The organism is Paenibacillus solani, assembly GCF_001277345.1.
GTDB classification, from domain to species: Bacteria; Bacillota; Bacilli; order Paenibacillales; family Paenibacillaceae; genus Paenibacillus_AQ; species Paenibacillus_AQ solani.
Genome location: NZ_LIUT01000006.1, coordinates 115,391 through 130,553, shown reverse-complemented (window position 1 = coordinate 130,553; position 15,163 = coordinate 115,391). Strand labels below are relative to the sequence as shown.

General features: G+C 48.5%; 15 protein-coding genes. All 15 read right to left on the bottom strand.

Annotated elements, in window-relative coordinates; all coding sequences use genetic code 11:
- Positions 1-214: 214 nt before the first annotated feature.
- The 15 genes from AM231_RS21950 to AM231_RS21880 all read right to left on the bottom strand — a co-directional run bounded on the left by AM231_RS21950 (position 215) and on the right by AM231_RS21880 (position 15,160).
- Entirely contained in the window at positions 215-442 is a 228-nt protein-coding gene (locus tag AM231_RS21950; protein WP_053494016.1) for a MerR family transcriptional regulator, read from the bottom strand.
- Positions 443-510: 68 nt separating this feature from the next.
- Positions 511-753, bottom strand: a complete 243-nt coding sequence (locus AM231_RS21945; protein ID WP_054404515.1) for a cold-shock protein — start codon at positions 751-753, stop codon at positions 511-513.
- Between the two features lie 216 nt (positions 754-969).
- A complete protein-coding gene (locus AM231_RS21940) occupies positions 970-1,170 on the bottom strand; it encodes a cold-shock protein (RefSeq protein WP_006207692.1) in 201 nt (66 codons plus the stop codon).
- A 353-nt stretch (positions 1,171-1,523) separates the two neighbouring features.
- Positions 1,524-3,329 carry an ABC transporter ATP-binding protein gene (locus AM231_RS21935; RefSeq protein WP_054404514.1) on the bottom strand — a complete coding sequence of 602 codons (1,806 nt, stop codon included), beginning with the start codon at positions 3,327-3,329 and terminating at the stop codon, positions 1,524-1,526.
- A gap of 5 nt (positions 3,330-3,334) precedes the next feature.
- Positions 3,335-3,829, bottom strand: a complete 495-nt coding sequence (locus AM231_RS21930; RefSeq protein ID WP_054404513.1) for a lasso peptide biosynthesis B2 protein — start codon at positions 3,827-3,829, stop codon at positions 3,335-3,337.
- The gene (locus AM231_RS21925) at positions 3,829-4,122 is read right to left on the bottom strand and encodes a lasso peptide biosynthesis PqqD family chaperone (protein WP_082341775.1); all 294 of its coding nucleotides are present in this window, start codon (positions 4,120-4,122) and stop codon (positions 3,829-3,831) included. Before AM231_RS21925 ends, AM231_RS21930 begins: the two co-directional genes overlap by 1 nt.
- A gap of 34 nt (positions 4,123-4,156) precedes the next feature.
- The gene (rfbB, locus tag AM231_RS21920; RefSeq protein WP_054404511.1) at positions 4,157-5,161 is read right to left on the bottom strand and encodes a dTDP-glucose 4,6-dehydratase; all 1,005 of its coding nucleotides are present in this window, start codon (positions 5,159-5,161) and stop codon (positions 4,157-4,159) included.
- A 37-nt stretch (positions 5,162-5,198) separates the two neighbouring features.
- The gene (locus AM231_RS21915; protein ID WP_053490373.1) at positions 5,199-6,368 is read right to left on the bottom strand and encodes a nucleotidyltransferase domain-containing protein; all 1,170 of its coding nucleotides are present in this window, start codon (positions 6,366-6,368) and stop codon (positions 5,199-5,201) included.
- 27 nt (positions 6,369-6,395) lie between these two features.
- The gene (locus tag AM231_RS21910) at positions 6,396-7,733 is read right to left on the bottom strand and encodes a UDP-glucose dehydrogenase family protein (protein WP_054404510.1); all 1,338 of its coding nucleotides are present in this window, start codon (positions 7,731-7,733) and stop codon (positions 6,396-6,398) included.
- Positions 7,734-7,779: 46 nt separating this feature from the next.
- A complete protein-coding gene (locus tag AM231_RS21905) occupies positions 7,780-9,156 on the bottom strand; it encodes a sugar phosphate nucleotidyltransferase (RefSeq protein ID WP_054404509.1) in 1,377 nt (458 codons plus the stop codon).
- A 2-nt stretch (positions 9,157-9,158) separates the two neighbouring features.
- Positions 9,159-10,298 (bottom strand): glycosyltransferase, encoded by a 1,140-nt coding sequence (locus AM231_RS21900; RefSeq protein ID WP_054404508.1) that lies wholly within the window; start codon positions 10,296-10,298, stop codon positions 9,159-9,161.
- Positions 10,299-11,501, bottom strand: a complete 1,203-nt coding sequence (locus tag AM231_RS21895; protein WP_054404507.1) for a glycosyltransferase family 4 protein — start codon at positions 11,499-11,501, stop codon at positions 10,299-10,301.
- Positions 11,498-12,688 (bottom strand): glycosyltransferase family 4 protein, encoded by a 1,191-nt coding sequence (locus AM231_RS21890; protein ID WP_054404506.1) that lies wholly within the window; start codon positions 12,686-12,688, stop codon positions 11,498-11,500. The genes AM231_RS21895 and AM231_RS21890 overlap by 4 nt, the downstream gene beginning before the upstream one ends.
- A gap of 25 nt (positions 12,689-12,713) precedes the next feature.
- Entirely contained in the window at positions 12,714-13,766 is a 1,053-nt protein-coding gene (locus AM231_RS21885) for a glycosyltransferase family 4 protein (RefSeq protein ID WP_054404505.1), read from the bottom strand.
- Between the two features lie 47 nt (positions 13,767-13,813).
- Positions 13,814-15,160: a lipopolysaccharide biosynthesis protein gene (locus tag AM231_RS21880; RefSeq protein WP_054404504.1), complete on the bottom strand. Its 1,347-nt coding sequence runs from the start codon at positions 15,158-15,160 to the stop codon at positions 13,814-13,816.
- Positions 15,161-15,163 lie beyond the last annotated feature (3 nt).

Genomic DNA, 15,163 nt, shown 5'->3' with positions numbered 1-15,163 from the left:
AAAAAAATGCACCCCTAGAATTTCATCGGATAAACCAGGGGTTTAATCCAATGTCTATTCTAAGGGGTGCACTTCAGTACACATGGAGGGCGGTTTTTTTAGAATACATTTGATGGGCGACCACGCCAAAAAAGAAGCGCTAAAACTCCGCTCCTTCTGTTGGTTATTATATATAGCCACCGTTTCGTAAGCGGCTCGAAAATGACCATCGTTGTTACCGTTCTTTCACAATAAGATCGATTTCACTCTTCAACAAAAGGTATCGATGCACGCTTCTCATGATCGGAACTTTGGTCAGCTTATTCTTATCGACATAGGTTCTCATTTGATCTTTGGATAAACCTAACAAATGACCTGCCTCAGAAACGGTTAATACCTCTTTTCTGCTTGTTGCATTAAACGTTTTTTTCACCTTTAAATTCCAATCCTCGAATACCTGCATGTAATCCTCAACCTTTCTTGTACGCAACGGATGAAACAAAATACTTAAGGAGCCGTGAGACCTGTCTCCTACGATTGGGTGTCCTTGCGCTGATTCTTTCGATAAAGCTTGATTTGTTGATCCGACGAAACAAGGATCGGCAAGACTTTATTGCTGCTGACCATGGACGACGCGCACTGTGAACAAGTGGGAACTTCCTTGAACGAGAAGTTATCTCGAATCCAACCGTTACACCCTTCCTTCGTACAAGACCAAATTGCAGTCATCTCTTCCGGCAGATTCTCCAGCGGTTTATTCCAAGAATAAGACAATGAATTTCCCCCTTAGCTACATTTTTAAACGCCTTCTAGCCGTTTACTTCATATAAGAAAACGCCCTCGACGTATTTCTCCCATGCCAGGCCGCCGTATAAAGGCTGTTCTTGCCATTTCCATTTCCTAACTTATTCAGCTACTCAAAGCTTATGCATTTCTGCCCATTTTAAAAAAAGACCCCAAACGAAAGGTTTGGGGATCTTTACTCAAAGTTTACAGTTTTACAACGTTTTCGGCTTGCTGTCCGCGGTTACCTTGGACGACGTTAAATTCAACACGTTGTCCTTCATCAAGCGACTTGAAGCCGTCACCTGTGATCGCGCTGAAGTGTACGAATACGTCTTCTCCACCTTCAACCTCGATAAAACCAAATCCTTTTTCTGCGTTAAACCATTTAACTGTTCCTGTTTGCATAGAAACACCTCCTAAATTTATATGATTTTTCTCATTTTTGGTTAAAAATAAAAAAATTCACATATTGCACAAGGTTCATTATCAAAATAATAACCCTCTGCAATATGTGAATATCCAGGTCAGAATCTCAATATATTCAGTATACCCTAATGGATCTGAAATAGCAAATATCTTATTATCCAGTTACCGGCATCTTTTGGCGGCCTATACAAAATAGGCGGCCGTCTCCCGGTAAACTACCGAGAAACGGCCGCTTTTGGCAGTTGCCACATCTACTATCGCCCTTGCTGATCAGATATTACAGGAATTGCTTTCGCCCAAGACCATAGAGGGCGTGCCTATTGTACCAATTATTACATCTGGGTACCCGTCTGATAACTGAGCAGCTGCCGGAAGGTACCTTTGTGATCCTGAGAGAGCTGCTGATAGCCGCCTTGCTGGATAACCCGCCCCTGGTCCATCACAATCACCTGATCCGCATGGCGGATCGTAGACAGCCGATGGGCGATCACGATGATGGTCATGCTTCCTTTCAGCTGCTCTAATGCTTCCTGAATTCGCTGTTCGTTCTCGCTGTCGAGCGAGCTTGTGGCTTCATCCAGCACAAGAATGGACGGCCGCTTCAGAATGGCTCTGGCCAGCACAATTCGCTGGCGCTCACCCCCCGACAGACGAATCCCCCGGTCACCGATAACGGTATCAAGACCTTGTGGGAGTCTGTGAACGAATTCATCAGAAGCGGAGAATCTCAGCGCCTCCCACAGTTCATCATCCGATGCCTCGGGAGCGGCCAGCTTCAGGTTATCGCGAATACTCTCGTTGAAGAGAAAAGGATCCTGCGCCACATATCCGATACTTCCCCGGAGCGACAGAAGCCGGTGTTCATCCTGGATGGACAGGCCATCCACAAGAACCTCCCCGTTCTCCGGCTGGATCAGCCCCATAAGCAGATCGATCAGTGTGCTCTTGCCTGCACCCGATTTACCGACGATAGCAGTCATCCGATTAACCGGAATAAACAGGTTGATGTCTCGCAACGCATAGATGGGAGAAGAGGAGTTATACCTGTAATTCACATCGCTGCATGTGATTCCTTGCTTCAGGTGAAGCACCTCTCCCTTCTTCATCTCAATTGAACCGGCCAGCTCCCGGTCCGCCTCATATTCCGCTTGCAGCTCGCGCATGGCCCGGAAAGCCGGGAGATTGGACACGAGCTGTTCAGTACTTGATTGAATGCTGATAAATCTTGGCCATAAACGTGAAAAGATAAGTACGATCATAAGCAGCTGTTCTGCGGGTGTGTGCAGCACCCCCAGCGCCAAGTATACAAACCCAGCCACCAGCAATACCGATGAAAGCCGATATATCATTTGGGACAGAGAATTGATTTTGTTGAATTGGATAAAGTTATGTTCCATTCTTCTTGTCAGCCTGTCGAACCAGCCCATATGAGACGGCTCCAGCCGGTTACTCTTGATATCCTTGATGCCACTGAAGTGCTCACTGATGCCTGCAAAATAATATTTCGACAGCTCTGTCGTTTGCTCACCGATCCGCTTGGATCGGCGGATAAATCGGCGTCCGAACAAGGCGATGACACCACCGCTCATCAGTACGATGAGGGTTAACATCGGGGCCAGCCACAAAGCGAGGCCAATCTGAATGAGCGTAAACACAAAGGACGAGATTATCTGCAGGCATAGATAGGTGCCCTGATTCACGCGTCCAACCTCATTCATCATGATATGATTGAAATCGGATTTGCGATGCCGCAGGAAAAACTCCCATTTGGCATGCAGCAGTCCCTGGTAAGTTTCCATCCGCAGCTTGCGAATAAATCGCTGTAATATAGAGGCATTTAACAGATTCTGACTTCGCTGAAGGAAAGCCTGCCCGCCTACCATGGCGATGTAGAAGGCCAGCACCATCGGCAGATTGAGCTGCAGCGACCAGGATTCGGCAAAGTTCATCAGTGTTGAAACCAGTGGCACCCCGCTCACATCCATCTGGAGGAGGCCGATCACACCGAGCAGAGGAACGATTAAATAGATGCCGATACCGTCCAAAATGCTAATGACCAGAATCATGCATAAATTCAGATAGAGCTTGAATCCGGCTATCCCGTGCATTTTACGAATAAAATAAATGAGATCCTTCAATATAATTACTCCTTATCGAATGGCTGCTTATAGTCCGGCTCTTCGGACCGCGTTCCTTCCTTGCCGAATATTCCAACAACCGCATAGCGCTCATGCCCTTTCCTTCCCGTGATGACATAAGGGCCGCTGCGAAGCCAGGCATGTGCTGCCATTCGTCCCTGATCATCCCGCCCGCTTCCCAGATACAAGGTACATGCGATGTTTCTTCGCTCCAGCATCTTCATCGCCGCTACCGCTTTCACCAAACACTGGCTTTCCCACCATGTGACACGACTCATCGCATGCACAGCCCTTGAGATTTGGCGAAGCTGCCCAAGTTCCTGCTCCGAACAGGTAAGCGGAGTTTCCTTCATATATTCCCCTAAAGAAGGAGCCACTTTTGCAAAAGGGAACAGCTTGAACACTCTCCCCCACGCAAGATAAATATAGGCTTCAATGAAGATAAGCTTCATGGCCACAGGAAACGCCATGTAAGCTCTTGCTTTCCGGTACAGGCTCATTATGCCTCCTTCACCTGAACAAGCCCTTCACTGGCAAGCTGCTGCAAGAACTGCTGCACCTGCTGTTCGCACGCTTCAGGCTCAATATCATATTCCGCCACCAGCTGCTCCACCATACGATGAATCGCGATTGGGGACGATGCAAGTTCCCAGATCCGCCCGCCGATCCGGCCCAGGTTGTAGTACTTTCCATTGTCGATGCTGAGCATTACTTTCTCGCCATCCATATCGCTGACCAGAAAGCCTTCAGACTGCATGATCATCACTTCGGACGTCTTCCATTCCGTATTCATGAGCACAAGCCTCCTTAATATTGGTTTTGCATAGCTACGTTTTCATCTGGAGTGGTTGCCACCAATCCATATTCTCCGTATACCATTGAACGGTTTGCTTCAGCCCTTCCATAAAATCGTATTGAGGCCTCCAACCGAGTTCATTCATGATTTTATCAGGGCGATTTGCATACCGATAATCCTGTCCGGGTCGATCCTCGACATATTCGATCAGATGTTTGGGCTTATCCAACATGTCCAATAGTAAATGAACAACCTCAATGGTTCTCTTTTCTTGTTTGGAGCCAATGTTATACACCTCTCCGCGGCGGCCATGATGCAGAACCTTATCGATTGCCGTGTTATTGTCACGAACAAAGACCCAATCGCGGATACTATGACCTTCACCATGTATGGGGATGCGCTGGTTATGAAGCGCGTTTAAGATGACCATAGGGATGAGCTTCTCCGGATACTGCGCGGGACCGTAAGTATTCCCAAACCGGACGATATTAAATGGCAGGCCGTACGTGTTGCCGTAGGCTAAAACCAACATATCTGCGCTTGCCTTACTGGCGGAATACGGGTTACCGGGAGCAATCTGGGTCTTCTCCGTAAAGGAGCCTGTGTCACCCAGTGATCCGTATACTTCATCCGTGGATATTTGCAAGAACAACTTGATGTTATTCTTGATTGCAGCATCCAGCAGAGATTGAGTGCCGTTAATGTTCGATGTTACAAAAACCAGAGGATCCCTAATACTCCGATCAACATGCGACTCCGCAGCAAAATGAATAATGATATCAACCTCATAGCCTCTAATAAGAGAATCCGTACGGTCTCTATCACAAATATCACCGTGAATGAAGATATAATTAGGATGCTTTATAAAATCCGCAATATTATTCATATTGCCTGAGTACGTCAATTTATCCATATTGATAAAACGATAGGAAGGATATTGGTGAAGCATCAGGCGCAAGAAATTACTCCCGACAAATCCGGCCCCGCCTGTAATTAATATCGTTGGACTGACTGGCAAAAGGTTGCTATCGGACATGGTAATCCTCCTTCGCATCTCACGGCTATGATCATCGCTATACGGATTGCTGCTTGATTTGCCTCCAAAACCATAAAAAGGGCCGCAGAGGTACATATAAGAAATATAGCGGTTTAGGCAAGGGCAGCTGCAGGGCATCCCGTGAGCTGGGAAGCAGCTTGTTGAAGATATATAGGACTTTCTGTTTGCCGGACATTAACGAAAAGAGATAGCGGTTATAGTGCCAGGCTACGCTTTTTTCCGGTACAGGATTCAACTGAATGATCCTTTTGATGTAATAAAGGGACTTCTCTGCCAATCGAAGCGACCTGGCGTTGATCGTCGACATTTCCAGGTCATGGGGAATCTTGGCCGACAACAGAAGCGACGATAGGATAAAGGCCTGCCCTGCATACATCTCGCCTCCGTTACGTGCAAAATGCTGCTTCATCCGGCTGCTGTCGAGTAGAGGCAGCAAACGGGCAATATCCATTAACCACCGCAGCCGAAACCAGCCATGCCTCGCTCCGTGATCTGTCAGGTAACTTAACAAGTCCTCATGACCGAGACAGAAATAGGTCTGATGAGACATCACCGCCTCGCCCCGCCGCCGCCATAACGATTCAAACGAGTAGGATTTGCTGTAATGCGGGTTTAACCGCCAATGAATTTCAACCTGGACCGAATGCTCCCGATGCTCGTAGGATCGATGGTGGCTTTTCTTCTTCCAATTGCCCAGAATGATCTCTTCTTCAGATTCATATCCAAGCTGTGACAATATAGCCTCCGCCTTCTCCACATCTTCGGCATCAACGAGAATATCCAGATCTTTCGATGTTCTATGCGCTACGTCTCCATACAGGTTCAGAGCCAGAAGCGGCCCCTTGAGCAAAAGATTCCGAATCCCTTTACTGGCAAATGCTTCGCATATTCGGCTCATCTCTCTGCTGAGATGGAGCATCTTGATGGTGTTATCATGATAATGCCGTTGAAGGGATTGCATGACATGGACCGGAACAAGGGATGTATTCTTTTTCAAGACCAGGTAAACCAGCGGATATACGCGATGATGCAAGGCAAGCTTCATGAACAGATTCCAGTCCATCTCAGATGCTTCCTGCAGTGCAATTCCTTCCTCTAAGTCCGGGTTCCGTAAAATCGATAGCAGAAACGACAGTTCCCTCGGCATATCGCTCAAGTCCAGCTCTAATGCATCCTCCAGGATCATCACAACAACCACCTCAGAATTTAATAGTTATAGCATAATGAATGGTGCGGTTTCTTTAACACCCCGATTCATTCCCGGACGGCCCACAGAATAATATACAAGCTGTGTCTCAGCTAGCTGTTCTTCCTCATAAATATTGCGGCCATCGATCAAATACGGTGATTTCAGCCAGCTCTCGATATCAGATAACGGAATCTGACGGAATTCCTCCCATTCCGTCAGGATGCATAATGCATCCGATTGCCAAGCGGCCTCACGTGCATTCTCACAGTAGATCAGCCCGCTAACATCACAGTGATGTCTGAAATTATCTGCTGCAATCGGATCGTAAGCCTTCACAACGGCTCCCATGTCCGATAAAGCGGCAATAATCTCATAGGCAGGGGAATCGCGCACATCATCCGTCTCCGGCTTAAACGCCAGTCCCCATATACCGATCGTCTTCCCGGTAAGCTGGCCCAATAAGGATACCAGCTTGCGAATGACGTTATAGCGCTGCTGCCGGTTCACCTCGACGACCGATTTCAACAGCTTGAAGTCATAATCCATCTGTCCGGCGATTTGAATCAGCGCCTGCGTATCTTTCGGGAAGCAGGAACCGCCATAGCCAATGCCCGCTTTCAAGAATGAAGCGCCGATGCGTTGATCAAATCCCATCCCGTACGCCACCTTGGTCACATCCGCGCCTACCTTTTCACAGATGTTCGCAATCTCGTTGATAAACGAAATTTTGGTTGCAAGAAATGCATTGGACGCATATTTAATCATCTCCGCACTGCGAATGTCCGTGACGATGATGTTCGAGGTCAAGCTCTGATGGAGCGTTGTCAGCTGCTGCCCCGCACTCGGGCTATCAGTACCGATCACGATTCGGTCGGGGTTCATGGTGTCTTGAACGGCCGTGCCTTCACGCAGAAACTCCGGTACGGAAGCGATATCGAATGGCACGTTCGTGCACTTGGCCACGATATCCCGAATCCGCTCGTTTGTCCCGACCGGCACCGTACTCTTGGTGACAATGATTTTATAGCCGTTCATCGCTTGGCCGATCTCCTGCGCCGCTTGCTCAATAAAGCTTAAGTTAGCTTGCCCGCTCGGCAGCGACGGCGTTCCTACAGCGATGATGATGATGTCGGAAGGCTGAACTGACGCTCTTAAATCCGTCGAGAAGCGCAAACGGCCCCTTTCCCGATTCGCTTTAATTAATGCCTGCAGGCCTGGCTCATAGATCGGAACTTCGCCGCGATTCAGCATATCCACCTTGGCTTCGATATGATCCACGCATATGACCTCATGGCCAAGCTCAGAGAAGCACACACCGGATACCAATCCAACGTAACCTGCGCCGATTACCGTTATTTTCATTCTCTACACCTCACCGTTTAATTGTTCCCCAAGGTATCTTCGATTCTTAAGTCAAGACACTAATCTTGATTTCCTCCCAGTCCATGGCCAATCGGACGATATCATCCTCAATCAGCTCGCTGCCCGTCTGGACCTCGATGATTTCGATATCCGTAATCGCCCGTAGACTGTGCCTCGCTTCCGCCGATATGATGACCACATCGCCTTTGCCGATCATACGAACGCTGCCGTCCAAGATCATCTCCCCTTGTCCGGAAACCACGGTCCATACTTCGCTGCGCAGCAGATGGTATTGATAGCTCAAGTTCTTCCCCTGGAGCACGCATATCCGTTTCGTTAATACTTCATTGCCGTTGGGATATTTAACGTAATCCAATACGCGGTAACGCCCCCAGCGCCGCTCTTCGTACATGGGGCGTTGATCACCGAACTGGAGCACTTCCTTGATCCGCATGCTGGCACTCTTCTCCGATACCAAGATGCCGTCCGGACTTGCGGCCACAATCAGATTGGGTGCCGCAATCACCGTAATGGGGATATCCAATTCGTTAATGACGTGCGTGTTGATAGAGTCCTCCGTCAAGGTTCCCTTTCCAATCAGCTGTGTATGAACCTCTTCGGTTAACGCATCCCAAGTACCAAGATCCTTCCATAACCCTTGGTAGGGCAGCGCAACAATCCGCTTCGCCTGCTCGACGACTGCATAATCAAAGCTTGTTCTCTCAACTTGGCTGTATTGCCTCAGCAGTTCGTCATACTGAATCGGCAGAGATCGCTCCAAGAGGTAATCGAGGATATATTCCAGGCGAAAAGCGAATACGCCACAATTCCATAAGGCGGACTGCTCAATGAGTCCCCTTGCAATCCCTTCTTTCGGCTTCTCAACAAAATGGCTCACCTCGCAGTACTCCGTGCCATTCTCCAGCTTGGCTATCGCTTTAGGCACGATATAACCAAACTTCGAGGATGGATGGTCCGGCGAAACGCCGATCAATCCCACGTCTGCCCCCGTTTCCTGCATGAGCTCCTCAAGCTCCTGCACTTTGCTGAAGAAGTGAGCGTCCACATACGGATCAACCGGGAGGACGATCGCGATATCCTGAGGGCTGGCGCTTTTTACGGAATACAGATAGCACACCGACAAGGCGATGGCCGGGAACGTGTCCCGCCGCTCAGGCTCAACAATGATCTCCACGTCATAACCAAGCTGATTCTGCAGCAGTTCCACCTGCGATTTGCCGGTAGCCACCACAGCCGATTGTTGGAGATTCATAAGCCCCAGCTGACCCCATACCCGCTGTACCATCGATTCCCGCTTACCTGTGGCATCATTTAGTATTTTCAGGAACTGTTTGGATCTGGTTTCATTCGATAATGGCCATAGCCGGTTCCCGCTTCCCCCAGACAACAGTACGATCTGCATGGTTAATAGCTCCCTTCCATTTGCGCAACCTTGGCGCCTCTCTCTTTGGCGTTCATCGCTCCTTCAATGCTGGATTGCAATCGTTCCATGAACACATCCTCGCTGAAAGCCTCTGCGTGCAGTCTTATCCGATCCGCATCCCAGTCATATGTTTCAAAATGCTTGATTGCTTCCATCAAGGATTCCACCGACTGCTCTTCGAAGAACAAGCCGGTCTGCTCTGCAACAACGGTGTCCAGCGCCCCGCCTCCGCGATAAGCGATAATCGGCCGACCGCAGGCGTTCACCTCCAGCGGCGTGATCCCGAAGTCCTCAATCCCTGGGAAGATTAGTGCTTTGCAGTGCTGCATATAGCGGACGACTTCCTCGTCGCTTCTTCTGCCAAGGAAAGTAACCGTATCACCTGCCAGCTGCTCCAGCCGCTGCCGGTCAGTGCCGTCTCCAACAATGAGCAGTTTTTGGCCCAGCCGGGTGCAAGCCTGAACGGCAAGATCCATGCGTTTGTAAGACACCAGCCTTGAGACCACAAGGAAATAGTCTCCGGGACCATCTTCGCTAACACTGAATCGGCTGATATCTACCGGCGGAAATATAATCGGCGCCTTTACTCCATATGTGCGACTAATGCGTTCCTTAACGATGGTCGAATTGGCAATCAAGCGGTCTACCCGTGCGGAATTGCTGCGATCCCATCTCTGCAGCGGGTAGGTCAGCCATTTCGCTATCCGCTTCAAGCTCCTTGGTACGGCAACGCCTTCCATATAGCCTTCGAAATCCCAGGCGAATCGCATCGGGGTGTGGCAGTAGCATACATGCACGCTGCCCCTTTCCTTACGTGCTCCCTTTGCATAAGCGCTGCTGGAGCTTAGGATGAGGTCATAGCCTTTCAGCTTCATGGAGGATACTGCGAAAGGATACAGCCAGAAGAACAGCTTAAATCTCCGCAAAATTCCCGGTATCCGCTGCATCCAGGTCGTATGGATGACCGCATCCTTCAATTCCGGAAGCAATTTCTCCTGGTCAACAATGGTCGTATAAATCGGCGCTTCGGGAAACATTTTTCGGAACACGGCAACCACCCGTTCTGCGCCGCCCATTTGATTGAGATAATCGTGGACAATGGCCACTTTTACGTTTCGCATTTATATGAACTCCTTTGCCTGCTGACGCTCTATTAATCCGGTCCCGGCTCCCTTTCCTTTCAGGAGCAGTTGATATATGTCCTCAACCTTCCGTGCTGTCTGAGTTATGGAGAACTGATCCCTTGCCCTGATCTCTCCATTTCTGCTGAGTGAAGACCTTACGGTCTCATCCGACAAAATCTGATGGATACATTGTGTGAGTCCGGCGGCATCTCCGATTTCATACATAAGCCCACTGACCCCATGCTCAATGATCTCGGGGACGCCGCCCCCTCTTGTCCCCACGACAGGAGTCCCTTGCGACATGGCTTCAATAATGACCCGCCCGAAAGGTTCTTGGTCGGAGCATAATAAAAGGAGATCTGCTGCACAGCAGATCTCCAATACATCTTCACGGTATCCCGTGAATACCACATGATCTTCAAGCCCCAAGGATGCAACCTTCTCCTGCAGGCTGTCCAGATAACGCTCATTCTCCAACCTGAACTTGGCTTCTCCGACGATCCATAAAACGATATTTCGTTCCTCTCGTACCAGATTAGCCATTGCCTCTATTGCATCTTCTTGTCTCTTCCAGGGAGCGATTTGCCCGATAATAGTCAATACTTGCGCATCCGGCGGTGTAGATAATTCCAGCCGAATCTTTTCTCTAATCTGTTGTTTGTTTTCACTGTCAAAGCTCTGCATTTCCACGCCGTTGTGTACAAGATAACATCGCCCCTCAACCGCAGGATGCTTGATACCATCAATAACGGACTCAGAAATACCGATGAGCGCCTGCGCTGTATATCCGGCAAACCTCTTGATGAGCTTCCCGATGATTCCCTGCGGAGGCATATCCCGTATATGCCACACGACAGGCAGCTGATGGTACCATCTGAACAATCCGGCCATGATCCCCGCTCTTATGGAGTTGGCATGTATGAGATCCACTCGGCTTTTCTTCATAAGCCGTGCAAGCCTCCATCCTGCCCACAGCATGCCCATCACATAAACGATCAGAAGAAACGGATTTTTGGTCATTCTCGCCCGGTAGCTCGGAAGAGCAACGCATTCAAGTCCCTCGCTGCGTGCCTTCTGCAGCAATTCTCCTTCGGGAGCGAACAAAATCGGATGGGCTTTTGTCAGATGCTTTGCGGTCAGCATGAGGCTGATCTCCGCACCGCTGATCGCGCTTGTATGGTTATAAAAAGCGATTCTCATCTTCTGAATACCTTTCTTTTATTGACTTCTTCTGCAAATACCTCGGTCACGGATTCCGCCACGCGGCTCCATGTATATCGGTTCAACACATGCTCCCTGCACGCTTCCCGGGAGGGAAGGAAGGAATCATTATTTAGAGCGTCTATGATCTTCTTGCTAATCGCTTCAGAGGAGCCATCCTCAAACATCAAATCATCCGATATGCCCCGCAAAATCTCCTTCGTTCCCCCATAAGGGGTTCCCAGAACCGGCGTTCCACATGCCAGGGACTCTACCGTGATCAAGCCAAAGCCTTCGAGCGTTAATGTCGGAACGACGCTGATATCCGCAGCCTGGTAATATTGAACGAGCTCCTCATTTGAAATTCTACCCAGTAACTTCACATTGGCTGAGAGACCCAATTGCTGAATCAACTCTTCATACTCAGCCCTCATCGGTCCATCACCTCCGATGAATAACTGAACGTCGGGATGTATGCGGATGACATCTGCCATGGCATGGATCAGACGATCTATCCCCATTCGGCGTACAAGTCTGCGGATGCAGAACAGCACGGGCTGACCGGGAGATAGGCCCAGTTGCGATCTCAATTCCTCACGATGAGGATGAGGCCGGAAGCGATTGTGATCAACCGCGCCGGGTATGATATGAATTTTGCTGTCTTCAATGCCGTAGGTTCCCGTTAATATATCTCGAAAATACTCACTCAGCACGATAAAGCTATCGGAACGGCGGTAGGTTAATTGTTCTACTTGTTTTTTGAGCCAGAACTTGGTTTCCCTTATGGAATTTGTCGCACCTGACGTCTGCTGTACCTCTGTTTCCATTGCCCACGGACCATGAAAATGCGTGATGATCGGGACATGAGGAGGGATTACCCTCCTTGTGATCATCGTTGTGTAGAACGCAAAGTGCGGGTTAAACACGTCCGGTTGAAAGGATTTCACCGCCTGATGTGTATGCTTTTTAACCAAACGCATTCGAGGCAGATAATGATTGGCTTCGCGATCATGTGTAACATTTCTGATGTTAAGATCCGTCGTTAACCGGGAGCCCTTCGGCGCTACGATAAAGCCCAGTTCAGAATGTCCATGTTCTTTCATGGCGTTAGCGTAATCGGCAAAATAGCGGTTCAGCCCCCCGTACTGGATATCAATCCAGCCCATTCCAGTGGACAGCACATTCATGATTATCTCTCTTTTCTCCTAGGATTTAACTGATTAGCAGCTGCTCATAAATTTTCAATGTATCTTTGGCGACTCTTTCTACGGAATAATACTCCAGGCCCTGCTGGGCTTCTTTCCGGTACGCTTCTCTCACATCGGGATACTGCAGCATCGCCAGAATCGCATTTGCCAGCTTACCCGGTGTTTTCGGCGGCACCAATATGCCGGATTTACCGAAATCAAGTGTTTCCGGAATTCCGTCTACATCCGTGGCGACGATGGCACAGCCGACCTCCCGGGCCTCGATTAGCACCAGACCAAACGATTCTTTATGCGAAGCCAGGACAAACACATCGGCTGCTCTCATATAGGTTTGCGGATCAGGCTGGTAGCCTAAGAAATGAATCCGATCACGATACGGAGACTGGCTAGCCCTCCATTCGAATTTTGACCGGTCCGGCCCCTCTCCTAACAGATACAGATTAGCTTCAGGATACACGGAAGCTACATTTTCAAATGCCTCCATCAGTTCAAAGATCCCTTTGCGCTCATACATGCCAGACACGCTGACTATAGCAATGCCATTAAGTGTGACTTCTTCGCCAGGCTTCCTCCGTGAGCTGCCAATCGTCCCGTTTCTGACCACATGCAGTTTCGATTCCTTCACTCCCCGGTTCAACATCGAAGCAGCAACCGCTTGGCTTACCGCAATAACGGAATCCCCGACCTTCATCACATCCGCGCTTTTTTGAAACTCATTATGAATATGCGTCACGATCTTATATTTATGGAATCCCCTCGATATACGAGATAACAAGGCCCCGGTCATCATATGCGCATGGATAATATCGGGCTTGAATGTTTTTACTATTTTCCGAAAATTGAAAAAAGCCTGCATCATCTGTGCCGGCTTCCTGGTCTGGTCCAATGTGTAATGTTGAATTCCGTGCTGCTGCAGCAAATCAATGTAATGGCCGCCTTCGGATGCAACCGCCACATGATGACCTATTTTTGCCTGTTCGCAAGCCAGGTCTACCATGACATTGACGATACCGTTACCGGACTGCTTCACATGATTGGCGATATGAAGAATATTCATGCGATCACCTCGTATATGAGTCACTTCAATTTCAATTTCAGGTTTATCTACATAGATTGCTGATTACTCCGCTTATACTGATTGCGAATGCGCTGGATCAACCATATGACATCGTTCTTCGATACGATCCATTCTTTCATTTTGACTCGATGCATGGTTGTGTAAATAATAAACACGACTATAAGTTCCATGATGGACGCAGTAAGCAGTGATATGGCAGCTCCCTCTATTCCCAGAGGCGGAATCAATATATTCAATAATATTACATTTAATGCCAGGGTCATGACTCGCATGATCGTAACGGTCCCCGGTTTACCGATCGACATAAAGCCTTGAGACAGAATCCATGAAATGCTGGTTACGGCTGTTTGAAATATCAATATTCTAAATACCGGTATAGCCTCAACAAATGATTTCCCATATAAAATTATTAATAGATACGGCGCAACTAAAAATATCCCGGCACCTACTATAATCGTGATAATGGTGCTTATGCGATACACTTTAAACGTCAGCTTAAGCGCTTCACTCTGCTCTAATCCAGCAGCTTTGGGGAATAATACCAAGGTGATGGCATTTTGAATGGTATTTAACATTTTGGATAGATTCAGAGAGACCACATACAGACCCAGGCTGCTCGGAGACAGTAATCCTACAACTAGAATCTGGTCAATATACCCGGAGAAGGTTCCGGCAACATCTGTGCCGTAGGATCTAATTCCATAGCTCAGCAATTTTTTACCGGATTCCACTTTTCGTCGCTGCTTCATTTTATACTTGGACACTAAGCGAATCGTCATCCATAAGGCTATGGGGATTGCCGGAAGCAGATAAGCCACTGAGGTATAAAAGGGTGTGACATGTCCTGCAATGACTAGACCACATAGTAGAACTAAGGTGCTTAATACAGGGATGTATCTCATAAAGTTGAAGAGATGATACTCTCCTCTAGCCTGCAGTGCAGCAGTATTAATTGTCCCCAGCATGGCAATCGGCGACATGATTAAAGCCCAAGTCGCAAACTGAATTACCTCGCTGGAATAGCCCTCCAGCCAAAAGGGAACAAAGATAAAGCCGATCGCAATTGCAACGCATCCGAGAATCTGGCTCATGTACAATGACGCTACATATAATGACCCTTGATCCTCATCTTTTTTCTTCATGTAGTAGACCAAGGAGGCTGGGATTCCCAGTGTCAAGCAATATGCGAGGAATCGGGGCCACATAATCATGGCTGCCTGCTCCCCCCGTCCCTCCGGCCCAAGAAATCTTGCAATGATAATCCCCGTCAACACATTTAAGCCGAGGATAAACACATTCGATGCGAATATTTGCAGTACATTCCCTAAACTTCCGAATCGCTTGGTTTGTTTAATCAAGTTTACGATGGCCATAGT